The organism is Mycolicibacterium aromaticivorans JS19b1 = JCM 16368 (assembly GCF_000559085.1).
Lineage (GTDB): Bacteria > Actinomycetota > Actinomycetes > Mycobacteriales > Mycobacteriaceae > Mycobacterium > Mycobacterium aromaticivorans.
Map to the genome: position 1 here is coordinate 5259818 of NZ_JALN02000001.1, position 23566 is coordinate 5283383.

At 68.6% G+C, this 23566-nt stretch carries 25 protein-coding genes; 11 read left to right on the plus strand and 14 right to left on the minus strand.

Annotation, left to right across the window (positions count from 1 at the left end):
* Positions 1–36 precede the first annotated feature (36 nt).
* Complete coding sequence (locus tag Y900_RS25170) at positions 37–894, minus strand: DUF559 domain-containing protein (RefSeq protein WP_036345157.1); 858 nt, start codon at positions 892–894, stop codon at positions 37–39.
* 184 nt (positions 895–1078) lie between these two features.
* On the opposite strand from Y900_RS25170, the gene Y900_RS25175 reads away from it, so the two are divergent.
* The 3 genes from Y900_RS25175 (at position 1079) to Y900_RS25185 (ending at position 4696) form a co-directional block, all read left to right on the plus strand.
* The gene (locus tag Y900_RS25175) at positions 1079–1576 is read left to right on the plus strand and encodes a lipoprotein LpqH (RefSeq protein ID WP_036345158.1); all 498 of its coding nucleotides are present in this window, start codon (positions 1079–1081) and stop codon (positions 1574–1576) included.
* Positions 1577–1676: 100 nt separating this feature from the next.
* On the plus strand, positions 1677–3359 hold the full coding sequence (locus Y900_RS25180; RefSeq protein WP_036345159.1) for a hypothetical protein: 1683 nt from the start codon (positions 1677–1679) through the stop codon (positions 3357–3359).
* The gene (locus Y900_RS25185; RefSeq protein ID WP_036347769.1) at positions 3356–4696 is read left to right on the plus strand and encodes a CHAT domain-containing protein; all 1341 of its coding nucleotides are present in this window, start codon (positions 3356–3358) and stop codon (positions 4694–4696) included. Before Y900_RS25180 ends, Y900_RS25185 begins: the two co-directional genes overlap by 4 nt.
* 32 nt (positions 4697–4728) lie before the next feature.
* On the opposite strand, the gene Y900_RS30495 is transcribed toward Y900_RS25185, so the two are convergent.
* Positions 4729–5388 carry a hypothetical protein gene (locus Y900_RS30495; protein ID WP_051660255.1) on the minus strand — a complete coding sequence of 220 codons (660 nt, stop codon included), beginning with the start codon at positions 5386–5388 and terminating at the stop codon, positions 4729–4731.
* A gap of 66 nt (positions 5389–5454) precedes the next feature.
* Between Y900_RS30495 and Y900_RS25195 the strand changes: the two genes are divergently transcribed.
* Together Y900_RS25195 and Y900_RS25200 are read left to right on the plus strand one after the other, a co-directional pair.
* The gene (locus Y900_RS25195; RefSeq protein WP_036345160.1) at positions 5455–6774 is read left to right on the plus strand and encodes a hypothetical protein; all 1320 of its coding nucleotides are present in this window, start codon (positions 5455–5457) and stop codon (positions 6772–6774) included.
* Positions 6771–7898, plus strand: a complete 1128-nt coding sequence (locus tag Y900_RS25200; protein WP_036345161.1) for a hypothetical protein — start codon at positions 6771–6773, stop codon at positions 7896–7898. Before Y900_RS25195 ends, Y900_RS25200 begins: the two co-directional genes overlap by 4 nt.
* Here the strand turns inward: Y900_RS25200 and speB are convergent.
* Positions 7895–8890 (minus strand): agmatinase, encoded by a 996-nt coding sequence (speB, locus tag Y900_RS25205; protein WP_036347772.1) that lies wholly within the window; start codon positions 8888–8890, stop codon positions 7895–7897. The two genes, Y900_RS25200 and speB, sit on opposite strands and share 4 nt — an antisense overlap.
* Before the next feature lie 130 nt (positions 8891–9020).
* Here speB and Y900_RS25210 point away from each other — a divergent pair, with 130 nt between their 5' ends.
* The gene (locus Y900_RS25210) at positions 9021–9416 is read left to right on the plus strand and encodes a nuclear transport factor 2 family protein (RefSeq protein ID WP_036345162.1); all 396 of its coding nucleotides are present in this window, start codon (positions 9021–9023) and stop codon (positions 9414–9416) included.
* Positions 9417–9419: 3 nt separating this feature from the next.
* Here Y900_RS25210 and Y900_RS25215 read toward each other — a convergent pair whose 3' ends face one another.
* The gene (locus Y900_RS25215) at positions 9420–10544 is read right to left on the minus strand and encodes a sensor domain-containing diguanylate cyclase (RefSeq protein WP_036345163.1); all 1125 of its coding nucleotides are present in this window, start codon (positions 10542–10544) and stop codon (positions 9420–9422) included.
* A 176-nt stretch (positions 10545–10720) separates the two neighbouring features.
* Positions 10721–11467, minus strand: a complete 747-nt coding sequence (gene yaaA, locus Y900_RS25220; RefSeq protein ID WP_036347773.1) for a peroxide stress protein YaaA — start codon at positions 11465–11467, stop codon at positions 10721–10723.
* A gap of 126 nt (positions 11468–11593) precedes the next feature.
* Here yaaA and Y900_RS30500 point away from each other — a divergent pair, with 126 nt between their 5' ends.
* A complete protein-coding gene (locus Y900_RS30500) occupies positions 11594–12874 on the plus strand; it encodes a diguanylate cyclase domain-containing protein (RefSeq protein ID WP_051660256.1) in 1281 nt (426 codons plus the stop codon).
* Positions 12875–12921: 47 nt separating this feature from the next.
* Positions 12922–13551: a nitroreductase family protein gene (locus tag Y900_RS25230; RefSeq protein ID WP_036347777.1), complete on the plus strand. Its 630-nt coding sequence runs from the start codon at positions 12922–12924 to the stop codon at positions 13549–13551.
* Here Y900_RS25230 and Y900_RS25235 read toward each other — a convergent pair.
* The 3 genes from Y900_RS25235 to Y900_RS25245 are packed head-to-tail and all read right to left on the minus strand — an operon-like array spanning position 13542 to position 15876.
* Entirely contained in the window at positions 13542–14678 is a 1137-nt protein-coding gene (locus Y900_RS25235) for an alkaline phosphatase family protein (RefSeq protein WP_036345164.1), read from the minus strand. The genes Y900_RS25230 and Y900_RS25235 overlap by 10 nt on opposite strands.
* A gap of 20 nt (positions 14679–14698) precedes the next feature.
* Complete coding sequence (gene modA, locus Y900_RS25240) at positions 14699–15460, minus strand: molybdate ABC transporter substrate-binding protein (RefSeq protein WP_109751261.1); 762 nt, start codon at positions 15458–15460, stop codon at positions 14699–14701.
* Between the two features lie 11 nt (positions 15461–15471).
* Entirely contained in the window at positions 15472–15876 is a 405-nt protein-coding gene (locus Y900_RS25245; protein WP_036345165.1) for a TOBE domain-containing protein, read from the minus strand.
* Positions 15877–15993: 117 nt separating this feature from the next.
* Between Y900_RS25245 and Y900_RS25250 the strand changes: the two genes are divergently transcribed.
* Positions 15994–16782: a CDP-diacylglycerol diphosphatase gene (locus Y900_RS25250; RefSeq protein ID WP_237752643.1), complete on the plus strand. Its 789-nt coding sequence runs from the start codon at positions 15994–15996 to the stop codon at positions 16780–16782.
* An 8-nt stretch (positions 16783–16790) separates the two neighbouring features.
* Here the strand turns inward: Y900_RS25250 and Y900_RS25255 are convergent, their stop codons facing one another.
* The gene (locus Y900_RS25255) at positions 16791–17315 is read right to left on the minus strand and encodes an Rv1352/Rv1906c domain-containing protein (protein WP_051660476.1); all 525 of its coding nucleotides are present in this window, start codon (positions 17313–17315) and stop codon (positions 16791–16793) included.
* 101 nt (positions 17316–17416) lie between these two features.
* On the opposite strand from Y900_RS25255, the gene Y900_RS25260 reads away from it, so the two are divergent.
* Complete coding sequence (locus tag Y900_RS25260) at positions 17417–18343, plus strand: homocysteine S-methyltransferase family protein (RefSeq protein WP_036345167.1); 927 nt, start codon at positions 17417–17419, stop codon at positions 18341–18343.
* Positions 18344–18350: 7 nt separating this feature from the next.
* Here the strand turns inward: Y900_RS25260 and Y900_RS25265 are convergent, their stop codons facing one another.
* Both Y900_RS25265 and Y900_RS25270 read right to left on the minus strand, forming a co-directional pair.
* Positions 18351–18782, minus strand: coding sequence for an STAS domain-containing protein (locus tag Y900_RS25265; protein WP_036345168.1), 432 nt, complete (start codon positions 18780–18782; stop codon positions 18351–18353).
* Positions 18783–18952: 170 nt separating this feature from the next.
* Entirely contained in the window at positions 18953–19915 is a 963-nt protein-coding gene (locus Y900_RS25270) for an LLM class flavin-dependent oxidoreductase (RefSeq protein ID WP_036345169.1), read from the minus strand.
* A 112-nt stretch (positions 19916–20027) separates the two neighbouring features.
* Between Y900_RS25270 and Y900_RS25275 the strand changes: the two genes are divergently transcribed.
* Positions 20028–20618, plus strand: a complete 591-nt coding sequence (locus Y900_RS25275) for a restriction endonuclease (RefSeq protein ID WP_051660257.1) — start codon at positions 20028–20030, stop codon at positions 20616–20618.
* On the opposite strand, the gene Y900_RS25280 is transcribed toward Y900_RS25275, so the two are convergent.
* From Y900_RS25280 to Y900_RS25290, 3 genes are read right to left on the minus strand one after another with little or no spacing between them, the layout of a single operon-like run.
* Positions 20594–21838 carry a sulfotransferase family protein gene (locus Y900_RS25280; RefSeq protein ID WP_036345170.1) on the minus strand — a complete coding sequence of 415 codons (1245 nt, stop codon included), beginning with the start codon at positions 21836–21838 and terminating at the stop codon, positions 20594–20596. The genes Y900_RS25275 and Y900_RS25280 overlap by 25 nt on opposite strands.
* Positions 21835–22914, minus strand: coding sequence for a DUF1214 domain-containing protein (locus tag Y900_RS25285; RefSeq protein ID WP_109751262.1), 1080 nt, complete (start codon positions 22912–22914; stop codon positions 21835–21837). The genes Y900_RS25280 and Y900_RS25285 overlap by 4 nt, the downstream gene beginning before the upstream one ends.
* A gap of 2 nt (positions 22915–22916) precedes the next feature.
* A complete protein-coding gene (locus Y900_RS25290) occupies positions 22917–23540 on the minus strand; it encodes a TetR/AcrR family transcriptional regulator (RefSeq protein ID WP_036345172.1) in 624 nt (207 codons plus the stop codon).
* Positions 23541–23566 lie beyond the last annotated feature (26 nt).

Here is a 23566-nt window from a genome sequence, read left to right on the forward strand (position 1 = left end):
GAGATCGACGCTGGCGCGCGAAAGTGCGAGTAAGCCTCACGCCACCGTGGATCTCGGTGACGTTCGACGCCGGATCGCCTCGCGTACCTGCCGGACGACGTCGTCGGGGCGGTCCTCTGCGATCACGCGGATGACGATCCAGCCCAGCTGTTCGAGTCTGCGTATCCGGCGTTGGTCCTTGACGTATTGGGCTCGGTTCGTCCGGTGATGATCGCCGTCGTACTCGACGGCGACTTTGATGTCGTCCCAACCCATGTCGAGGACGGCCAGTATTCGCCAGCCATCCATGACGGGTATCTGTGTGGTCGGAGGTGGAAAACCCCCGTCGATCAACAACATTCGTAGCCAGGTTTCCTTCGGGGACGCCGCTCCGCCGTCGACGAGCGGGAGTATCGCTTTGAGCTGTCGCAGGCCGCGTGCACCCGGGTGCTCGCACGCCAGCCCCATGACGTCGTCGATCGAGAAGAAGGTCGCCCACTTCAGCGCGTCGAGGCGAGCAATCGCCGTCTCGGCGCGCAGGTGACGACCCAGATCGAATGCGGTGCGCACCGGCGTGGTCACCGGCAGACCTGAGACCTTGGTGACCTCGCCGCTTATAAGCGTTTCGTTCCGGACGAGCAGCCCGTCGTGCGGGCGGGAGTTGCGGCCGATCAATTCGATCGGCTCGCCGACGTCGACCCACTGCGAGCCGTGCAACGCGGCGGCCGCCAGTCCCGAGATCACGGCCCGCCGCCCGGACCACAACCAGGCCGCCCAGGTGCGGTCACCCAACGACGGGTCGACGGAGGCTGCCACGTACACGCCGCGATAGACGGGGCGGTACCAGCGGCGCAACTCGTGCTCGGTCAGCTCTCCGGCGGCGAGCGCTTCACTACCGATGAACACGCGATTCATGCCCGCACTCTGGCGTATCCCACCGACAATCCATCGAGATCGACGCTGGCGCGCGAAAGTGCGAGAAGCGGGCACGCCGGCGTCGATCTCGGCGCGAGAAGTTTGGGATCGGTAGCCGCGAGCCGCAGCTGTACTTCTCTCGTGACGGTGCCACCGAGGCGCCGCGCGAACGAAGGGAACACAGGTGAAGCGAATTCTCGCGGTCGGTGTCGGCGTGCTCGGCTGCAGCATGCTGCTCATGGCTTGCTCCGACAACAACAGCAGCAGCAAGGGCTCCAGCTCGGCGACGGGTGCCGCGCCCACCAGTGTCTCGGTGGCCTCCAGCGGGAAGACGTCGGTGAAGGTCGAGGGCAATGACCTCCAAGGCCTCGACCTGAACTCCGTGACGTGCGTGAAGCAGGGCGGCACGATCAACATCGCCAGCGGCGCGGTGGGCGGTCAGCAGGGGCTCGGTGTGGTCATGAAAGACGGCCAGCCGCCGACCGTGCAGTCCCTCGGGATGGTCGTCGACGGCAACGCGCTCGCGGTGAGCGACAACATGGGTATGAAGACCGGTTCTGCCGAGGTGAAGGTGGACGGCAACACCTACACCATCACCGGCGAGGCGGCCGGCGCCGACATGAAGAACCCCATGGCCGGCATGATCAGCAAGAAGTTCGAAATCTCCGTCACCTGCACGTGACGTGACCAGCCGTTCGGGCGGCGGGCGGCGGACGTGCCGGGCACGTCCGCCGTATCGCCGTTACCTGTATCGGCGGCCGTGGCCGACTTATGATCCAGCCGTGTCCATCACCGGCGATCTGCAGCAGGCTCGCCAGCTCGCCCTCGCCGCTCAGGAGGAGAAGGCCAAAGACCTTTTGCTGTCGCTGATGCCGCAGATCGAGAGCGAGGACCGCGACGACCTCGCGCTCGAAGCCTTCGCTCAACTGGGCGAAATCTATCTCACCCGAACGGCTTACGACGGCACCCGCGAATGTCTCCGGCGGATGACCGACTGCCTGGCCGCATACCCCGCGCAGGGAGCCGAGACCGACCGCATGGTCGCCCGCTACACCCTGCGGGCACTGTTCTTGCGCATCGGCCTGGCCGCGGCCGCCGGTGACCACGAGGACGCCGCGGCCGAACTCGCCCGACTGCGCGACGACAACACCGCGCAGCGGTTCGCCGACCTGGAACCCGAACAGCGGCACCTTGCGACGTTGGCCGGGGTGTTGTGCGCGACGGCGTTGTGCGATGACGACCTGCACGTGCCGGCAGCGCACTTGTGGCAGGACATCATTCCCGTCATCGCCGGGCTGGCCGGGGGCACCGACGACGCCGATCAGCTGTTGGTCGCCGCCGGGCTGGCGTACGGCCGATTCTGCGTGGAGACCGGCCGGCTCGAGGAAGGGGAGCAGTGGCTGCGTCGGGCCGGTGCCCGCTCCCAGCGCCGCGAGTGGACATTGTATTGGGCCAGAGCCGAACTCGAGACCGCCGCGGCCATGTGGATGCGCGGCGATCATGAATCCACCGAACGTCTGGTGGGGTCCGCCTATCCGGTGATCGCCGAACATTCCCGCGCGCACGACGTCGCCCGCTGCTGGCTGTATTTCGGGCTCACCCGGCTCGGTGTCGGCTGGCTCAAAGAGGCCGACGAATCCTGGGGCCACGCCGAGACACAGTGGCGGGAATTGGGCCGTCCACTGTTCGTCCATCGTATTCTGTTGCAGCGCAGCTGGATTTCGGTGTTCCGCGGCCGCTTCGACGAGGCCGTCGAGCAGGTGGCGGAGGCACGGCGGTTCCTCGACGGCTGGCCGCGATCGAGCTGGCTGCAGTATGCGCGGCTCGACGACCACCTCGGTTCGATCTGGCGAGCCGACGCGCTGGCCGACCTGAACTTCGACGGAATCGGCGATCCCTCGGACAGCTGGCAGGCCACCAAGGAGCGCCAGGTGGCCTCGCACGGCGTCACCCGGTTCGACTCGGGAAGCGAGCGTCACCGCAGCGCACTCGGCAAGCTGGAGAAGGCGGCCGAACTCAAGATTCCGGCCGCGCTGGCGGTCGACTCGGTGCGCTACGCCATGACGGACGCCGACGCGCGCTGGCGATGGGCCTCCCAGGTATCGGCGCGCATGCTGGCCGGCGCCTTCTCGGTGGCCTGGGAGTGGGAGAACGACGAACTGCTCAGCGAACTCATCGAATACCACTGTGCACGAGGCACGTTCGCGAGTCAGCCGCGCGGCGAAGGCGGCGGGTGGGAGGCGCCTGCCACGGTGACGGTTCCGGTCGAGACCCTCGACGAGGAGGCGCTGGCCGCCGGTGGCTACACGGTGGACGCCCTGACCCAGACGACGCTCGGAGCCCTGCCTCCGCTGCAGATGGATCCCGGCGGATCACCGATCCTGGCGCGTTACCGGCTGCTTGCGCAGAACCGCTACGGCCAGGCCGTCACCTCCGGCGGCCCCGTCTGGTCGACGTGGCCATGACCACGACCCTGGTGCTGCGGTACGCCGACGTCGGAGTGGCGACCTATGCCAGCCTGCGCATCGTCGGCCGGCCGGAGCGCACCGTGACGTGGGTGGTGCACGAGCCGATCGTCCTTGCCGCGCTGGCCGAATTACGCGGGGCGCTGCCCGATCCTGACGGTGACGAGAGCCTGGCCGACGCGCTCGACCGGGCGCTGACCCGCGGCCCGTTCGCCACGGCGAGGGGGGAGTTGACCCTCGCCTACATCCTCGGTGCATTGTTGATTGCGGAGCCGGCGTGGCAGTTGATCAGCGAATGCCTCGCTGATCCGCGCCCGGTGCTGTTCGTCTCGCCGAGTGCGCGGTTGGCCCGCATTCCGTGGGCGGCAGTGGCGGTTCCGCTGACCGGGCCGAGTCCCGAGGAGTTGGTCGCCGCCCGCAAGGAGGCGGTCACCTTCACCGGGACCACCGCAGCGAGCATTCCGTGGCAGCTCGCCGACATCGACGCCGTCACCGAGGGTGTGCGGCTGATGGAGATGGCCGACGTGGTGATGGCGGTGCCGCCCAACATCGTGCACGCCCCCCGCGCACCGGCACGATGGAGTGAAAGACGATGTGCGCCAGCACTTCTCGTGCTCGATCCCCGCGTGCCGGGCCAGCGACCGGATTCTGCCCTGGGATCGGTGCTGGGCCGGCCGTCGAGCGAGGGCGCGCTGTCCCGCCATTTCGGCGATCTGCTCGAGCACCGCGCGGTGCTCCCCGAGGTCACTGCCCCGGTGGAGTTGTTCCGCCGAAGCGACGCCGACCGGCGGTGGCTGGCCACACTTCTGCAGCGGGCTCCGAGCCGGATGTTGTTCGTCGGTCACGCGAGTGCCGCCGATCGTGCGCACGGCTACGCCGACCGCGCGGCCCTGCACCTGGCCTGCACGGCCGCGGCGGAGGGTGCGGCCGAATCGGTCGGGGATCACCGCCCGCTGCTGGCCTCGGACCTGATGGCTGCCCAGTTGCCGGTGCCGCCCCGGGTGGCTCTGCTCGCATGCGGTTCCGGCGGTGACTATCAGTTCGACGAAGCGACCGGGCTGGTCGCCGCGATGGTCCTCTGCGGCAGCGAGCTGGTGACCGCCACGCTGTGGTCGCTGCCGACCACCGCGGGCTATCGCCGGTTCACCGGGCGCGCCGAGGATCCGATGGCCGAGGTGGTGATGGCCGTCGACGACGCCCACGAGGCCGACGACGCGGTGTTGAGCGTCAATCGCTGGCAGCGGGCCCAGATGCGCCGGTGGCGCGATGGTGATGCCACCGCAAGCCCGTTGTACTGGGCCGCGGTGGTCACCTTCGCGGTCGGGGGTGCCCGATGATCAGCTGCGGTGTCGATGAACGCGCCGAGCGCTTAGGCAGGGGGCACGCACACCGCGATCGCGGACTCGTCCGCCGGAAGGTAGTAGGTGTCGATGATGCTGCCGGGGGAGACCTTGTCCAGCGCAGCCTCGGGCACCAGGGTGATCTCCTGGGCCGGGAACTGTCCGCCCCCCGGTCGTGTGACCATCACATCCAGTTCGACCTCGCGGAGCGCCTCACGCTCGCGGCCGGTGGTCCGCATCCCGGTCACCACGCCGCACGAGTGGGTGCCGAAGCGGATCAGATCGAGCTGGTCGTGGGTCAACACACCGTGCCGCAGCAGCGTGCGGTCGGCGGTGGCCCGCACCGCGATCGCATCATCGGCCAGCGTGAGCTGCTTGCGGCTGGCCGGGTCGAAGGACACCAGCACGATCACCCCGGGGCGCAGGGCCGACAGCACCTCATCATCCGCACTGTGGCACAGCCGACCGGTGAAGCGCTGGCCGGCAACGCTTTCCACTTCGATGACGATCACCGGATCGTCGGATCCCGCCACCATCTGCACCGTGCCGACGCCGATGGAGCGCGGGCAGCGGGTATTTGGTGGGCGCCGCCTGCGCGGCGGCTGTCCGGCCAGGTCGGCGGCGACGACGATCGAGGCCAGTGCGATCGCGGAGACGACGGCGAGGGCGCCCAGGAGTGCATCAGACATGGTGTGCAGCGTGCCGACCGTCGGCGGCTACCGAACCCAACTTTGCGCTGGCCTTATTCTGTCCGGATGAGCGCCGGCCCGGACACCGTCACGGGTGTGGGCACGTCGCAACCGCGACGGGCCGTGATCGACCGTGCATGGCGGATGATCGGCCCCGGCGTCGAGGTTCTCAGCGGTGACGACGGCGGGCCGCTGCGCAGAACGGTGAAGCGGATCATCGATCCGCTTGTGCTGCGACTGCGCAGCAACCCCGCCTACTCCGCACCATTCGTCGACGCCGACGTGGCGGCCGAGATAGCCGACGTGATCGGCGGCCACGCGGACCGACTGCGTTGGGCCGCAGCATGGTTCGAGTTGATGAAGCAGGAACGCCGGCGTCTGCGCATCACCACCGGTAACGCCCAAGACCTCTATTTCCCAGTGTGTTTCGAGCTCTCCGTCACCGACGGGGCGCCCGGCGGAAACGGGCTAGACACAGCGTCGGCGGCGCTGCGCGCCGTTCATGACGACCGCGACCGCACCGCCGTGGAAGTGCTCAACGCGCATGTCGCGTCACCGCAGGTGATGGCTCGCCTGTCGGCCCAGTTGCATCGCAGCTGGGCCGATGTTCGGGCCGACGACAGCATCGGCGGGCCGTTCCTGGCCGGCCTGGCCACCGTGCTGGGTCCCGCCGAGGGGCATCGCGCCGCCGTTGCGCGCCAACGGGTGTGGTCGGCGCTGATCGCCGACGCGACGCCGCACAACCTCGGCGCCCGCGCCCGCAGCCAACCGTCGGCGTTGCCGTGGTCGCTGGTCGACCTGGGCCTGACCGCCGCATTGCCGCTGGGGCCGCCGCCGTTGACCGGGGGGCCGGAGCGCGACCGGCCGCTGGACCGCAGCGTGGTGGACCGGGTTCGGGCCACCCTGCGCCGCGCGCTGGATCGTGACGAGTTGCCGGACGTGCCGCTGCTGTGCGCCGAAGAAGTCGACCGGGCCTGTGCCCCTTGGGGTTTCCTCGGTGAGGATAACCAGGCTGCGCTGGTCGCGGGGATCGAGGTGGCCGGCCAGCTGGCACCGCTCGACGAACGGGCCGCGACCACCTATCAGGTGGCGGCGATCATCCAGGCCCGGTTGCGCAAGGAGGCCTATGTGCTGCACGCACGCCGGGTGCTGGCCGGTGCCGACCCGGTGCACCCGCGTCAGCGCCGGGTCGTCGAGGACCTCATGTGCTTCGCACAGCCCTACCTGAGTCGGCTGTGGGCGCGGTTGCACGGCCGCGACGTGTGGCAGGAACCCTGCGACGACGTCGACGATCTGCGTGCCCTGCTGGAGGGGGTCGCCCGTTCGGTGAGCCTCGACCACCGGCAGCGCATCAAGGCGATGCTGGAAGTGCAGGTGCTCCAATGAGGCTGGTGGCCGAGTCCGGGTTATGGCGGATCGGGCCTGCGGTGGCCGCGGTGCCGCTCGTCGCGGTGCTCGAGGTCGACGGTGCGGTCCTGGCCTGGACCGTCGACGGGGCGGCGGACGGGTCCGCTGCGCAGATCACCCTGACCGACGCCGCCCGCGCGGACTGGCTGTGGCGGGTCGTTGGTGAAGATGGCCACCATGCGGTGGCCACCGCGACCGCACAAGCGCCGAATCACGAGGCCGGAGTTGACCTTACGGGTGTCGACGTACGGTCCGGTGCCGTGGCCGACCTGCGCCGGCTGGCGGTCGGGCATTGGTTGCGCCGGTGGTGGCCTGCCAGTGTGCGCGACGGCATCGTCGGCCTCGATCCGGCGCTGCTGGACGCCGAGATCGCGCTGCTGACCGCAGCTGCCGAGGACTTCGTCGCCGACGGTCTGGACGCCGACATCGGCGCGCTGTTGGCCCCGCACGCCGCCGCCCTGACGATGCACCTGCGGGTCGGTGACCCGCGGGTGGTGGCTCTGGTCCGGAAGGTCGTCGACCTGGCCGACGACATCGGCGTCGACGCGCCGGGCTGGGCCGAACTTGTCGACGCGGTCGGAAACGTAGAGTTCCACCGCGCGACCGCCCATCAGGACGACTACGCGCTGGCCGCCGGCGGCGACGGCGGACCGGTGCCCGCGGGGCTGATCGCGCGTGGCACGGCATCGATCGCCTGGTCGGGGGTCCCCGGCGGGGTGTTCGACGCCGCCGAGGACACCGTCAGCTGGGCGGTCGCCGCCGACGGCGACCGGGTGGCCGCGACGCTGCACGCCGCGGTGATCGGACCCGGCTCGCCGACCGGTGTCCCGGTCACCGTGCACTGCGGAAACCTCAGTGCCACCGGCGAACTCGACGCATCAGGCCGTACAACCGTCCCCGTACTCGACGAAGCGAATGCCCCGGTGGCCGCCGCGACCGCGTGGGACCAGAACTGGTCTACAACCGTCGTCACGGTCGGGGCGCAGATGGCGGAGGCACCCGATGCGCGCGAGCGGGTTCGGCGATTCGCCCGGCAGCGACTCTCGCAACCGGGGCCCGACGCCTACCTCGCCGAGACCCTGGCCGCGGAATCCGACTACTAGGCCAGCGGGGACGGCGGTCCTGGCCTGACGTTCGCCGCGTCGCGGCGGCGGGCCGCCATTCCGGCCAGCGCTTCGAACACCACCCGATGGGCGGCATTGACCGTCAGTTCCGCGTGGTCGTAGGCGGGAGCGACCTCCACCACGTCGACGCCCACGACGTCATGTTCGTAACAGAGTTGCCGCACCATACGCAGCAGATCAGCACTGGTGATCCCGCCCGGCTCAGGTGTCCCGGTGCCAGGCGCGTGCGCGGGATCCAGAACGTCGATATCGACTGACACGTAGAGCTTTTCGGCCTTATCGAGCGCCTCGGAGACGGCGCGGCGCATCACTTCCTTGAAGCCGTGGTCCCAGATCTCCTGCATGGTGTGCCAGGTCATGCCCTGTTCCTGCATCCACTCGAACGTGTCCTGCGGCGGCCAGTATCCGCGCAACCCGACCTGAACGAAATGCGTTCCGGGAACCGCCCCGGACTCGATCAGTCGCCGCATCGGGGTGCCATGGCTGGCCAGATTGCCGTCGATGATGTCGGCGGTGTCGGCGTGGGCATCGAAATGCACGATCCCGACGTTCCCGTAGCCGTGCACATCGGCGACAGCGGTGGCCGACGGCCAGGTGATCGAGTGGTCGCCGCCCAGGACCACCGGAACTATGCCCCGCGAAGCGACCGTATGCACCCGCTCGCGGATGTTGGCGTGCGACACCTCGGTCATCCCGTGCGGGCAATGCGCGTCACCGAAGTCGACGACCTCGAGCCAGTCGAAGATCTCCAGCCCGAGATCCATGTGATACGTGCCGGGTTCATAGGCGGTGGCCCGGATGGCCCGCGGACCGAACCGGGCACCCGGGCGATTGGTCGTGGCGATATCGAACGGCGCGCCGACGATCGCCACATCCGGGCGCCAGCTGTCCAACTGCTCCGGCTCGGTCAGAAACGGGCGATGCCCGAACGAGGCCAGGCCCGCGTAGGGCAGATCCAGTTGCCCGGCCATCCCGGGAGGCAGATCACGCGCAGGCTTGTGGTCATGACCGGAGCTCATGGGCCAGACATTACCGCCGTCGAGCCGGCCGGGTTAGCCTCGACAGGACAGCGTTCCGTAGGAGTCTGTGGGAGTTGACACCGTGAGCGAACCGACCCGTGCCGAGATCGCCCGCGCATTCGCCCAGCACCGATTCGACGACGCTCTTCCGCATCTGGCCCGCGACGTCGTGTGGACCATCGTCGGCTACTCGGTGTTGGAGGGGGCCGACGCCGTCGCCACCACGTGCCGTGACACCGCGGGCGGTCTCGCCGCGACCGTGGCCACCTGGGACCGGTGCCTCACGGTGGAACAGGACGACACCGTCGTCGTCGAGGTGCTCGGCCGATACCGGCGCCAGGACGGCGTCACGATCGTTTCCAGTTGCCACATCTGCCGATTCGCCGGCGCCGAGATCACAGCGATCACGTCCTACGGCGTGGAGGTCGACCCGGACTCGGTGGGCGCACCCAGCGACATCCGGCACGCCACCCGCTGAGCATCACAGCAGCGGGGTGTCGTACCCGTCGTTGTCGCCATCGCAGATGCTGAGGTTCGGGCTCACCACGTAGCGGGCCTGATTGCCGCCGGCCCGCCGTGCCTCGTACATCGCGGTCGTGGCCAACGCCACGATCTCGTCGAGGATTTCGTTGGGCGGGTGCTCGACCAGCGGCTGCAGCGGAGTACTCACCACACCGATGCTGGCTGTCATCCCGGCCGGCGACGACGCGATAGCACCGCGGATCCGCTCGATGAGCGGTGACGAATCGGGTGTCGTGAAGCAGTCGGCGACAAGGAATTCCGCCTCGCTGACATGTCCGACGATCGCGTCGCGGCGCACCGTCTCACGCAGCGCCTGGCCCGCGGCCACCCGTGCCCGGTTGCCACCGCGGTTGCCTGCGACAGCGACCATCGCCGCGAAGCTGTCGATGTTGACGACGGCGATCACGAGAAAGCGGTCGTCGCCGCGGTTGCGTGAGGCCAGCAGAGTGGCCGTCTGCAGATAGAACGCATCGCGGTTGAGCAGTCCGGTGAGCGGTTCGACGGCGTCCGCGCCGTCCTCGGCACCGGTCAGCCACACCACCAGCCGGCAGGAGAAGGCCGCGAACACGTACAGCAGCAGAATCAACGCGACGCCGGCCAGCGTCAGCGGAAGGTCGGCGCCGGCCATCTGCACGGCCAGGTAGATCAGGGTGCCCAGGGCGATGGTGAGCACCGTCGTCAGCAACCGCGGGCCGTGAAAGAGCGCCGCATAGCCGATGATCAGTGCGAACGACGAGGCGCCCAGCAGTCCGTACAGCGGAACCACCGGGACGATCGACCCGATGGCGATGGACACCGCGGCGACGACGACCAGCAACGCCGACTCGGTACGGGTCGGCCAGCGATGCCGCAGCCAGATGAACGTCGATCCGAAGCACAGAGCTGACACCACGACCAGCAGTGATTGGCCGAACGGCCACTGCATGGCCGCCGAGCTCCCGATGGTCGACAACGTGATCAGGCCCAGCGTGAAGACGCTGCCGGCGATGACCCGAGAGGTGTACGTTTGCGCGCCGCGGGCCGCGAGCAGGGCGGTCAAGGTGTAGTACTGATTCGCGGATCGGGTGGACAACGCCAGACGCATTACCCCACCCTTCGTGATCGCACCGCTGCTGCACGACTTGTCAGCAACGAAATCGCGGTTGCGCTACCGATGCCGGGTTCCGAGCCTAGCGAACGCTTTCTGCACTGGCCACCCCCGGTTTTCTCAGTTTTTCCGCATACGACAATTGGGTCGGCGTGGCGAACGGCCGGATTCCGTCACGCCGTGACGACGACGGTCAGCTCGTTGCCTGCCCGCTCGACGTGCATCCCGGCGCGGCGTGCCACGGCGGCGACCGCGGCCGCGTCACCCGGTTCGGATCGCGACGTCGCGAGCGCCCTGGCGAAGTGGCCCTTATGCGCTTTGTTGAAATGCGTGACGACGGTCCGGCGGCCATCCGGGTGTTCGGCGAGGACGTCGACGCGTACCGCGCCGGGTAGCCGGCCCAGCGCGGCGTACGAGCCGGACCTCAGGTCGACGATCAACTCGGTGGCGGCCATCTCGGCCAGGACCGGCTCGAGGACCGGACGCCACCGCGCCGCGAGCGTCGCGCTGCCGGGCAGCTTGGAGGTGGCCGACAGCCGGTAGGCGGGAATCAGGTCGTCGGCGCGGAGCACTCCGAACAGGGCGGAGCCCACTGCCAGCCGGGCGCGGGCCCGCGCCTTCGCGGCGCCGCGCAGCGACTCCACGTCCAGGGCGTCGTAGAGCACCCCGGTGTAGCGGACGATGGAAGGCAGCGTCGGGGAGGTGAGCAGCGCGGCATTGCGGTTGATCTCGGCGTCTTGGGCGGGCGAGATGCCCAGCGCCGCCCGGCACACCTCGGGGTCGGCGGCCAGCGTGACGAGCTCGTCGATGAGGTCCCGGCGCAGCGGCCCCAACGCGGGATTGCTCAGACCGTCGAGCTGCAGCGGGGGTCCGTCCCCGCCACTGAGTTTGGTCTCCGACGGCGGAAGCAGAACGATCACGGTCCAGACGGTAGCGGGCAGCGCACGACGCTGGTACCGGCCCCCGGCCGCGACGCTGATAAATTTGTCGGTCAGTGTTTTGACACAACAGGACACGACTCACCAGAAGCGCATCGAGGGGTAAAGGTGGCGTCGGCCGAGCAGCCGAACCCTGACGACGAACTCCGGCAACTGTGGCAACTCATCAACCATCTGCCGGGCATCGTCGGATATTGGGATCGCAATCTTCGCAACAGGATTGCCAATGACGCCTACCTGCAGTACTTCGCGATGGCGCCGCACCAGGTGCACGGCCGGCACATCCGCGAGGTGTTGGGCGAGACCGTCTACGCCCTGAATCTGCCCTACATCATGGGCGCCCTGGCCGGCCGCGAGCAGCTGTTCGAGCGTGAGATCGTCGGCCTCGGCGGGGTCACACGCCGCACCCTGCTCGCCTACATCCCCAACGTCGTCGACGGCGACGTGCACGGCTTCTACGTCCAGGGCACCGATCTCACCGCGGAGGCGCAGGCCGAGCGGACCCTCGACGACGCGCGGCGGCTGTTCGAGATCAGCATGGCCAACGCCCCTTATGGAAAAGCGGTCGCGATGACCACCGGCGAGATGTTGCTCGCCAACCCGGCGCTGTGCGCGTTGACCGGGTACGCCGCAGACGAACTCGTCGGGCGCGACTACCGCGAATTCGTCCATCCCGACGACGTTGCGGCCGGTGAGGAGGAGATGGCAGGGCTGCTGGCCGGGACCGTCACCCAGGTCTCGTCCGAGCGCCGCTACATCCGCCGCGACGGCAGCGTGATCTGGATGCAGCGCAGCGCGGTCCTGGTGCCCGGCCGGTTACCGGGTGCCGAGGACCTCGTCATCGCGCAGTTCCAGGACGTCACCGCGCGGCGGATCGCCGAGGCCGAGCTGGCTCGGCTGGCCGTCACCGACCAGCTCACCGGGCTGTACAACCGCCGAGCTCTGGTCAGTCGCGTCGCACAACACCAGAGCGCCATGCCGGGGACTCCGGTCGGCATGATCTTCATCGACCTGGACGGCTTCAAACATGTCAACGACTCGCACGGGCACGCCACCGGTGACGTCGTCCTCGCCGAGGTGGCTCGCCGCCTGAGTAACGCTGTCGGGGAACCGAATTCGGCGTACCGCCTGGGCGGTGACGAATTCGTGGTCTTGCTTCCGGAGGCCGCGCGCGACGCGGAGGTGCGTGCTCTGTCGGTGGCCGTGTGCTCGGCGCTGACCGGCCGCTACACCGCCGACTCGAGCGCGTTCGACCTCACTGCGTCGGTGGGGTGGACGTGGGGTCACGCCAATACCGCCGAGGACCTCATCCGCAAGGCCGACATCGACATGTACCGGCACAAGGCGCGGCTTCACCAGTCCGCCGTCCGGAGCGACCGCGACGTCTGATAAACCGTCTCACCGTGAAGGCAATCAGCACCGATATCTGGGATGTCATGTCGACGGCCAGAACCATCAGGCGATTCACCTCCGAGCCGGTCGATGACGCGACGCTGAGCCGCTGCCTGCAGGCCGCGACCTGGGCACCATCGGGTGCCAATGCCCAGGGCTGGCGATTCGTGGTGCTGCGTTCGCCCGCACAGCGGGCGGTGGTCGCCGAAGCGGCCGCCCGCGCCCTCGAGGTCATCGAGCCGGTGTACGGGATGAGCCGGCCCGCGCCGGAGGACACCGGCAGGCAGGCTCGCAACAATCGCGCGACCTACGAATTGCACGACCGGGCAGGCGAATTCACGTCAGTGCTGTTCGCCCAGCAGCACTATCCCACCGCTTCGGAGCTGCTGCTCGGCGGATCGATCTTCCCGGCGATGCAGAACTTCCTGCTCGCCGCGCGCGCTCAAGGGCTCGGCGCATGCCCTACCGGTTGGGCGTCTTACGGCGGTGCGGAACTGTTGCGCGAGGCGGTCGGCGTGCCCGACGACTGGCTGATCGCCGGCCACGTCGTCGTCGGCTGGCCGCGGGGCAGGCACGGGCCGCTGCGGCGGCGACCGCTGTCCGCCGCGGTCAACCTGGACCGGTGGGACGCACCCGCCGACGAACTGCTGGCCGCCGACGACGCTCAGCCGTAGGCCAGCAGCAGCGGCACCCGCTGTTCGGCGCTGGTCAACGAACCGTGCTGGCCGATCAGTGCCGACTCCAGCGGTTCGGCCGTCCGTCGCACCAGCGCGGCGCGGTCGCGGGTGGCGGCCACCACGTCACCGATGCGGGCACGCGCCCGATCGTCGACCACGTCGCCGAACCAGCCCGCGGTGATCGCCTCCTCACGCGAGACCACCCAGGCGTGCTCGGCCAGCGTCCCGCGCCAGGTGGCCAGAACGTCGGCGCAGGCACCGTCGCGTACGTAGATATGACGCGCCCGCGCTTCGCCGCCGATCGCGGCCACACCGTCGAGCAGATCCGCGGCGGTGTCGAGGTCCACGGTGGCCGCGCCGTCGACGGCCACCATGCCGTGATCGGCGACCACCGCGAGCAGCCCGCCGGCCGGCAGGGCCTCCACGACGGACTCCACCAGCCGGTCGACCTGCCGAAGCTCCATGCGCCAGGCCGGCGAGCCCGGTCCGTAGAGGTGGCCCATCAGGTCGAGATCCGCGTGGTAGCCGTAGCAGAAGCCGCCGCCGGTGACCGTGGCGCGGACTTCGGCTGCCAGATCACCGAGTCCGATCACCCCGACGTAGCGGCCGCCGCGCAGCACCGCCCTGGTCAGCCCGGAGCCGGTGAACTCCGCACCGGAGATCACGCTGACCGCCATGCCTGCTGATGCGGCGCGCTCGAAATTCGTCGGTAGCGGCTGGATCTCCTCCGGGACGGCTTGGTCGCGCGCGTCGTCGCCCCACGGGTGCGGACGCCACCGCAATGCGTTGATGATGCCCACCTCCGGCAGCCGGAAGGACAGGCCGACCATGCCATGACCGCCCGACGGCAGCCCGGTGCCCACCGCCGCCAATCCGGCCGCGGTGGTCGACGGAAAGCCGACATGCAGGGTGCGACCGCGCAGGCCGGCCAGCACCGGGGCATCGGCGGCGTAGGTGTCGAGCAGTTCGGCGCCCAGACCGTCGATCAGCAGCACGCAGGCTCCGGCGACGGGTCCGGGCAACGCGATGCGCGGTTGGAAGCCGGCCACGCCCATCGCGGCCAACACCGATGGCACCACGTCGGCCAGGTGTGGAATGTCAGCGTCGAGCTGTGGCAGGTTCACGGCATGAGCCTGCCATGTCCTCAGGGCCTGCCGAAACCGGCTTTCGCCAGGATCTCCTGGCCGGCCGGGCTGGTGACCAGATCGACGAATTTGCCTGTCAGAGTTGGATTGCCGGACTGCTTGAGGGCTGCGATCGGATAGGTGTTGACCGCAGCGGCGGCCTCGGGGAACGACACCGCCAGAACTTTGTCGCCCGCGCCCGCGGTATCGGTGACATAGACCAGCCCGGCGTCGGCCTGACCGCTGGTGATCTTGTTCAGCACGTCGGTGACCGAGGACTCCTCGCTCACCGGAGTCAGCTTCACCCCGGTCTTGTTCTCCACGCTCTGCGTGGCCGATCCGCACGGCACCTGCGGGGCGCACACCACGACGGTGAGGCCCGGTTTGGCAAGGTCGTGAAACGTTGTGATGCCCTTCGGGTTTCCAGGGGCGACGGCGATGGTCAAGGTGTTGGAGGCGAAATTTACCGGCGCCCCGGCGAGCAGCCCGGCTTGGCGGGCCTTGTCCATGTTCTTGGTGTCGGCGGAGGCGAAAACGTCCGCGGGAGCGCCTTGGGTCAGCTGGGTCACCAGATCCGAGGAGCCCGCGAACGAGAACTCCACGGAGGCACCGGGATTGTCCTTGCTGAACTGATCCCCGATCGCGGTGAAGGTTTTCTTCAGCGACGCGGCGGCGAACACGATGATCTTCTGGTTGCCCGCCGAGGACGTCGTGGACGAGGGTTGCTGTGACGAGGAACTGCAGCCTGCGACGAGAAGCAGACCGGCGGCCAGCGCCGGCATCAGACGTGTGATCACTTAGCTCCTGACGTTTCGACGATGACCGTGGTGGCCTTGACGACCGCCACCGCAACGCTTCCTGGTTCGAGGTTCAGGTCCCGCACGGCCTCACTGCTCATCAGCGAAACGACGGTGAACGGCCCGCACTGCATTTCCACCTGAGCCATCACCGTGTCGGTGACCACTCTGGTCACCAGCCCGGCGAATCGATTGCGGGCGGAGCTGGCGACCGACAGCGGGTCCTTCGGGCCCGCGGCGGCGCTCTTGCGCGAATACGCGGCCAGCGCTGCTCCGTCGACGGTCTTGCGGCCGGACTGGTCGTTGCCCGTCGGCAGGTCGCCGTCGTCGATCCAGCGCCGGATGGTGTCGTCGCTGACGCCGAGCAGCTCGGCGGCCTCTCGGATTCGCAGCATCGGCACGGCCGAACACTAGCGGATTTCATCCGCGTCCGCGGAGGCACTGACTGGTTTCATCCGCAGATACGGAAACCCTGCGCATCGGTCGGCACGGTTGCGCCCGCGTCGTAGGGTGTGGCCGTGCGACTCATACGCGGTAGCGCACCGCTGGCGGCGGTACTGGCGCTGGGCCTGCTCGCGCCGCAGACGGCCAACGCCGATCCGGATGCGTTGTGGCGGATCGTCCACGACCAGTGCGTCGTCGATGTCCAGCAGCATCACGACCCGGCCCCGTGTTCCCGCGTCGACCTCGGCCGCGGAGAGAGCGGTGGTTACGCGGTGCTCAAGGACATCGTGGGAGACCGGCAGTATCTGCTGATCCCGACCGCCCGGATCCCGGGTATCGAGAGCCCCGAGCTATTGGCGCCCAGCGCCACCAACTACTTCGGCGCGGCATGGCAGTCCAGGTCGTTCGTCGAGCAGCAGGCCGGCGGAACCATCCCGCGAGACTGGATGAGTCTGGCCATCAACTCGGCGATCGCGCGGACGCAGAACCAGCTCCACATCCACATCGACTGTCTGCGCGCCGACGTCCACGACGCGCTGCGCGCGGCGGCCGGTGCCATCGGCGCGACGTGGGCACCGGTCCCGGTTCCGCTGAGCGGCCACACCTATTGGGCGAAGGCCGTCGCCGGCACCGATCTCGACGCCAACCCGTTCACCCTCCTCGCCGACGGAATCGACGGCGCCCGCGACGACATGGGGGAGTACACGCTGGTGGTCGTCGGTACCACCGACCACGCCGGCCGGCCGGGCTTCGTCGTCTTGGCCGACCGCGCCGACGACACCGGCAACGCCGGCGGTGAAGAGTTGCAGGATCACGACTCCTGCCCGCCGACCGTTCCGCCGACGCCCAGCACCGCCAAATAACCGACGGCTCAGTACGGCGGCATCTGCCCCTGGCCCGACGCCCCCGCCATTCCGTTGAGGGTGTCGAGAGCGTGGCGCAGCTGAAGCTGGGAGAGCAACGGGCCCGCCGGTGCCGGCGGCTGCTGATCGGTCAGCGTCCACGGCTGGCAGCCGTCGGTCTTGAATGTGGCGTCGCCCGGATCGATCTGCACCACCGCCGGTTTCTTGGTCAGCGCGTTGTCGACGTTGGTCTGGCCGTCGGGTCCGCCGATGCGCTTCCAGTAGCACGCACCGCCCTCGACGGGGCCTGCCGATGCGTAGGTGCCCGGCACGATGTCGACACCGACCTTGTAAGTGCCGTCGCTGTCGATGGTGGACTTCGGTGCACCGGCCGGCGTAGCGCCCGGGACCGGCGTCGGCGTCGCACCCGGCGTGGGTGTCGGGGCCGACGCATCGACCGGACCGGGTGCGGGCCCGGTCGGGGACGGCGTCGGCGCCGGGGTGGTGGTCGGGTCGGCGGCTGCGATACCCCCGCCGATGACGCCGGCGGCCATCGCCAGCGCGCTGATCGCGATCACATGTGTTATTCGACCCACGTCAACTAGGGTAACCCGGCGCCGGGCCCGGCCGGTCCGGACTGCGTTAACGTCAGCTCATGCCCAGCTTCACCGACGCCGTCGCGAGCGGGATTCCGGTGCTCACCGACGGTGCGATCGAAACGCGTGTCATGTTCGAAACACCGATCGCGATGGATCCCGATGTGCAGGTCGCCGGCCTGCTCGGCGACCGGCAGGGCGAGGCGGCCTTGTGCGCGATCTACCGCAGCTATCTCGATGCGGCGACCTCGAGCGGTGTGCCGCTGGTGATCGGCACGCCCACATTCCGGGCGAGCCTGAACTACACCCGCCACGCCGGCCTCGGCGGCACCGTGGCCGTCGGGCGGCTCAACAGCGCCGCCGTCGCCTTCCTCCACCAGTTGCTCGACGGGCAGTCCCGCTCGCCGGTATGGATTGCCGGGGTGCTCGGCCCGGCCGGCGATGCCTACCGGCCTGCCGAGGCGCCCCCGGAATCTGCCGCCTTCGACTACCACCGGCCGCAGATCGAGGCACTGGCCGAGGCCGGGGTGGATCTCGTCTTCGCGGCCACGTTCCCCGCGGTCGGCGAGGCTGTTGGTGCGGCCCGGGCGATGGCCCGAACCGGATTGCCGTTCGTCGTGTCGTGGGTGCTCGGTGCGGACACCCGAGTCCTGGACGGAACCCCGCTGGCCGAGGCGATCCGACAGGTGGACGACGCCGCTGCGCCCACATACTTCTCGCTGTCGTGCATCCATCCGACGGTCGCCGCCCGCGCCCTCGAAGGGAGCGGCGACGCGGTCCACCGGATCAACGAGGTGAAGGCGAACGGTTCGAGGCTAAGTCCCACCGAATTGGTCGCGTTGGACCATGCCGACAGCGATCCGCCCGCTGAATTCGCCGCCGCCATGGACGACATCCGGCGCCGTTACGGGATAACGGTCGTCGGCGGATGTTGCGGCACCACCGACGAACACATGCGCGCCCTGGGGGCGCTGCTCACACGCTGACAGTCGGTCAGGCGGTCTTGCTCAACAGGGGAAGCAGCAGGCGACGACGGTTGAGGACCGCGTCGTCGAACTCATGCTCGGCCTCGGCGACCGAACCTACGACCGGGAACACGACATCGCTGTCCCTGCGCAGCCGGCGGTTCACCGCGTCGCTGCCGACCACTGCCCATTCCACACCGGCGGCGGCGCAGACATCGTCGATATCACACAGCAACCGGATCGCCTGCGGAGTAAACGAGCTCACACCGGACAGGTCCAGAACGAACGGCTTCTCAGCGAGGACCAGCCGCTTGGCGCATTCGGTGACCCGGTCGACGTTCACCGAATCGATCCGTCCGCTGACCGCGACAACCGTTGCCATGTGCCGAGAGTGTGCTCGAACGTGGGCGCCCTCATAGTCGACAGCGGGGTTGCCGTATCGCGACGTGAAGCTCGTCATGGGTGCCTCATTTCGGTCCTGTTGCCTGTGTGACGGGGTGTAGACCGCCTCAACTTGACCCAAACGTTATGCCGCAAATTTAAGGTCACCGGGAGCAGTGGCTAAATCCTTGTTAAGAACCCAACTTTCGGATCCATCCCCGAAATCGGGCAACGTCGGCCACGTGACGGCTACCGGAGAGCGGGCAGAACATCATCCGTAAGCAGGGTTACGGACTTCCACGCTTCCTCCACCGGCATGCCGCCAACCAGCGGATGCATCACGATCGGGCCGTAGTTTGCCGATCCCCGCACCTCGTCGATCAGCTGGTCGGGGGTGAGGAACCGGTATCTGCCGGAGGCCCGGACCTCAGCCAGGGTCTGGACACCCGGCAGGTGCATGGACGACCGCGACGGGTCGTCGGACCACGCCCCGTAGGTGACCGCCTCCCACAGAATGTGGCTACCGAGTTCGGCCCACGCCCGCTCGGGATCTTCGTGCAGATAGATCATTCCGCGGTTGACCGCGGGCGGCATGAGGACGAACGGCTGAAGGCCGGCCTCCCGGCACAGCTCGGAGTAGTACTCCGCGAGGTCGGGCCGATGGTCGGGCAGGCTCAGCGGCAGACCGAACCGCACCGCCCGGCGGACGGTGGCCCGAACGCCACCGCCGACATAGAGCGGAGGGTGCGGCTTCGTCCACGTGCCCGACACGACGCCGGTGCCTCCGGTCCAGGCAGCCAGCATGGTCTCCAGCGACTGATCCATGAGTTCGCCGCGCCGGCCGAAGTCCACCCCGAGGGCCCGGTACTCCTCTTCCCGGTAGCCCAGACCGACCGTGGTGTGCAACCGGCCGCGGCTCATGGCATCGACGAGCGCGATGTCCTCGGCCATGCGCACGGGGTTCCACAGTGGTCCCAGCGCGCAGTCGATGCTCGCGAAGATGTTGGCCGTGCGGGCCAGAAACATCCCCGCGATCATCACCGGATTGCAGCTCCAGCCGTGGCCGGTGACGTGGTGTTCGTCGACGCTGATCGCGGCGATTCCGTGCCGATCACCGAACTGCGCCAACTCCATTGCAGCCGAAAGCAATTCACCCTGGACGCCCGGATCTCCTCCTGGAGAGGCGAAATTGAAGCGGAGAATTGCAAGCATCTGAGCACTGTATTGCCGTGATTGCGCCAAACTCGATGCGAACTGGTCACGATTTGGCCGCTGTGCTCGGTCGCCGGAAAGGACTGTCGGCGGCCGTCGCTACGGTGACGGCGTGCGCGAGGGCTCGGCCGCGGTGACGACGGCATTGCAGTGGCTGGGACTGTGGGTGGTCGCGACCGCGCTGTTGGGCTTCGTCGGCATGCTCAACAGCCTGGGGTGGGTGTTGGCCGCGCTGAGCGCGGTGGCGGTCGCGGTGAGCGCGTGGCGCGCACTGCTGGCCTGGCTGGATCACCGTCGAGATCTCCGGCGCGATGCGCTCTACCGAGCCACCGGGCAGGCTGCCGTCGACGCCATGACCGGTATCGAGTTCGAGCAGTACGTGGCCGCGGTGCTGCGAGGCCACGGCTATGCGGTCGAAATCACTAGGGCCACTGGTGATTTCGGTGTGGATCTGATCGCGACCCGCGACGACATCCGCACCGCGGTGCAATGCAAGCGGCAGAGCCGGGTGGTCAACGGCTCCGCTGTCCAGCAGGTCGTCGCAGGCGCGGCCGTCCATGACTGCACGGCGACCATGGTGGTGTCCAATCACCGGTACACCAGGGCCGCTCAGCAACTCGCCGACGTCCACGGCTGCGTGCTGGTCGACCGCACCCGCCTGGCGCGGATGTCGCGGGCTCAGCCGATGAACCGGTCCCGGTAGGCGCCGAGCCGCTCGGCGACCTCACCCGCGTCGAGTCCCACGTCGGCGAGGTCGTAGATCACCTCGCCGTGGCGGCCGCGGGGATGCTCGGCGATGAAGTCGGCCATGGCCGCCCGCACCTCGTCGTCGAACGGCTGATCGGCCACCGCGTAGATCGCCGCCAGGGTGCCCTGCTCGTCGGCCATGAAGTCGGTGAACCGCACGTCGGTCGACTGATCGGCCGGGAGCACGTCGCGGTCGCGCAGGCAGCCGCTGAACAGGTCGTCGGCCCGGTCGAGCCAGTACCGCGCGATCATCACCGGATCCGGCTGGGCGCTGGCCATCCGCGAGGCGTAGGCGATCATGGTGACCATCGACCGCGTCACCTCGACCGGATCCCGATGCGTCACAACGAAAGTCGCGTCGGGAAAGGTGGCGTACAGGGTGGGGAACTGCTCGAGGTGTTGCGGCGACTTCAGCACCCACCGGGTGCCGCCACGCAGCCACTGCATGGCCTGCAGCTGACGCTTGAGGTAGGCGTACGACGGCCCCTGGTCATGGGATTTGTAGTGCGCGGCGAACGACGGCAGAGAGTAGGTGGTCTCGAACAGCATGCCGGAGATGTCGTTGGCCAGCAGCTGGATCTCCTCGTGCGCATGGTCGACGGTCATGTCGTGCATCCGCTTGAACTCCGGCATCATCGTCTCGATCAGGTCGAGTCCCGCCGTACAGCGGTCGCGCCGTGCCTGGTCCTCTTCACCGGGAGCGGGGAAGGGTTCCAGGCTCTCCCAGTAGGGCAGATACCGCATGTTCGGGTCGGCGGCGATCAGGTTGTGCAGGTGGGTAGTGCCGGTGCGGGGCAGCCCGCAGATGATGATCGGCCGGGCGATCTCGATGTCCTCGATCTCGGGGTGCTCGGCGATCAGCGCCTCCAGCCGCAGCCGGTTGACCAGATTGCCGACCAGCTGCTCGAAGACCACGGCCACCCCGACGTCGGAGAGCCCGGCCTCCTCGCGCAGGGACGCGGTCAAGACGTCCAGTCGTTCCCGGAAGCTGTCGTCACCCCACCCGGTCAGCCCGGTGCGTTCGGTTGCCGTGTCCAGCAACGCCTTTGAGGTCAGCTCGAGGATGGATCCGTAACCGGCGAGCGCGTCCCGGATCGGCTGGGCGGCCTCGGGGAACACCGGCTGCGCCAGGTCGGTCAACCTGATCGGCTGGGGGCGCTGCACGTCGGCGGTCATGCCAGACCCCCGGCGACCTGAGTGACGTCGACGACCCGGCAGGTAGGCCGTTTCGGGGTTTCCTCGGGCAGGAACCAGCGCAGCCAGATCAGGCCCTTGGTGCGCCCCGCCGTCGACACCCAGTTGGGGTGGCCGGGATCGGTGTCGCTCACCACGATTCGCCAAGACCCGTCGGGCTCGTAGGTGACGTGCGCGCCGTTGATCGTGACCCGCTCGTAGGTGTAGTCGTAGGTGTGCAGGAACGGATTCCACAGGCACAGATTCCAGAACACGCACTCCGGCGACGTGCCGTCGATGATCAGTGCCTGGCCGGGCTGCAGCTCGTAGGCGCCCATCGCGTACGCCGCGTCGCCGGCGGCCCACCCGTAGGTCTGCTGCGGAACCGGGTAGGGCTCGGCGATCTCGTTGGCCGGCTCGACCTTGGTGGGGATGAACGAGTACTGCTCGGCAAGCCAGGTCCGCGCGGCGCGCAGCCGGCGGACCAGATCGGCGCGATCGTCCTGCTTGCGGGCCGGGGGATCGATGGCCTCGATCTTCCACTGCGCCCGGCGATCGGTCTCGGGGTTGTCCAGGTAATCGCGGGTCAGTGCGACGACGGCGTCGTCCTCCAGCTCGAGCCACGCACCCGCTTGCGGGTCAGGGCTGATGGTGAAGTCGAAGTTGCCGTCGGCGTCGAACTGCAGGGAACGGTCGTTCAGCGTTCCGACGATGCGGTTGCTGTAGTGGCCGTCGTCGGGTCCGCCGTAGACGGTGATCGACAGGTAGACCGAATCGCCCCGGTTGCCGGTCACCCGGTAGGTGCGGGTGGGGTCGATCGGCGCCAGTTGATAGAACGCGTCCGAGTTGTCGCCGCCCCACCGCTGATAGGGGCCGATCACGTCGACGAACCGCGGATTGTCCTTGTCGCCCCAGACATAGGTGTCGACGGCGACGCGCAGCAGGCTGAACGTGAGCCGATACCCGTCGAGGATGTCGGCTTCCGGCAGTGGTGGGTCGCTGGCCAGGAACTTGCGTTCGATCCCGCCGAGTTCGTCGAGCAACTCGTGGAAAGCGGTCGACAATTCATCGTCTGCCATGTTCATTCCTTTTCTCGTGTCTGGGCGCCGTGCATGACCAGAGAGCAGAGGGTGTCGACCAGGTGGTCGGTGCCGGCGCGCCCGTCGACGAGGGCGCCGTAGAACGTGGTGCCGACGAGCACGTTGAACAATGTGTCGGTGTCGACGTCGGCGCGCACCACCCCTTGGCCGGCGGCGGTCCGAACCAACGCGGCGAGCTCGGCCCGAATCTTGTCGTCGAGCAATTGCTGTGTGCGGATGTGCAATTCGGAGTCTCGGCGCCGTTCGGCGAGGATGCCCAACGTCGCGGCCGCGACCACCGGCTCGCGCCAGAAGGCCACCGCGCCGCGAACGAATTCCCGCAGATCGGTCTCGAAGTCGCCCGACCGCTGCAGTTCGGCTGTGCCGCCGTCGATTCCGAACGCCGCTTCGAAGACGACATGGGCCTTGGACGGCCAACGGCGATAGATGGTCGGGCGGCTGACGCCGGCGGCCCGCGCGATCGACTCCATGGTCACCTGGTCGTAGCCGACGTCGGTGAGCAATCGGCGGGTGGCCGCCATGATCGCGGCGTCGGTGCGCGGGTCCCGCGGCCGGCCTCGCACCGGCTCCGGCACTGCCGCCACATTGCGATCGGGAGCCGTCATCGATGATTATGTTCCGTTACGTCACG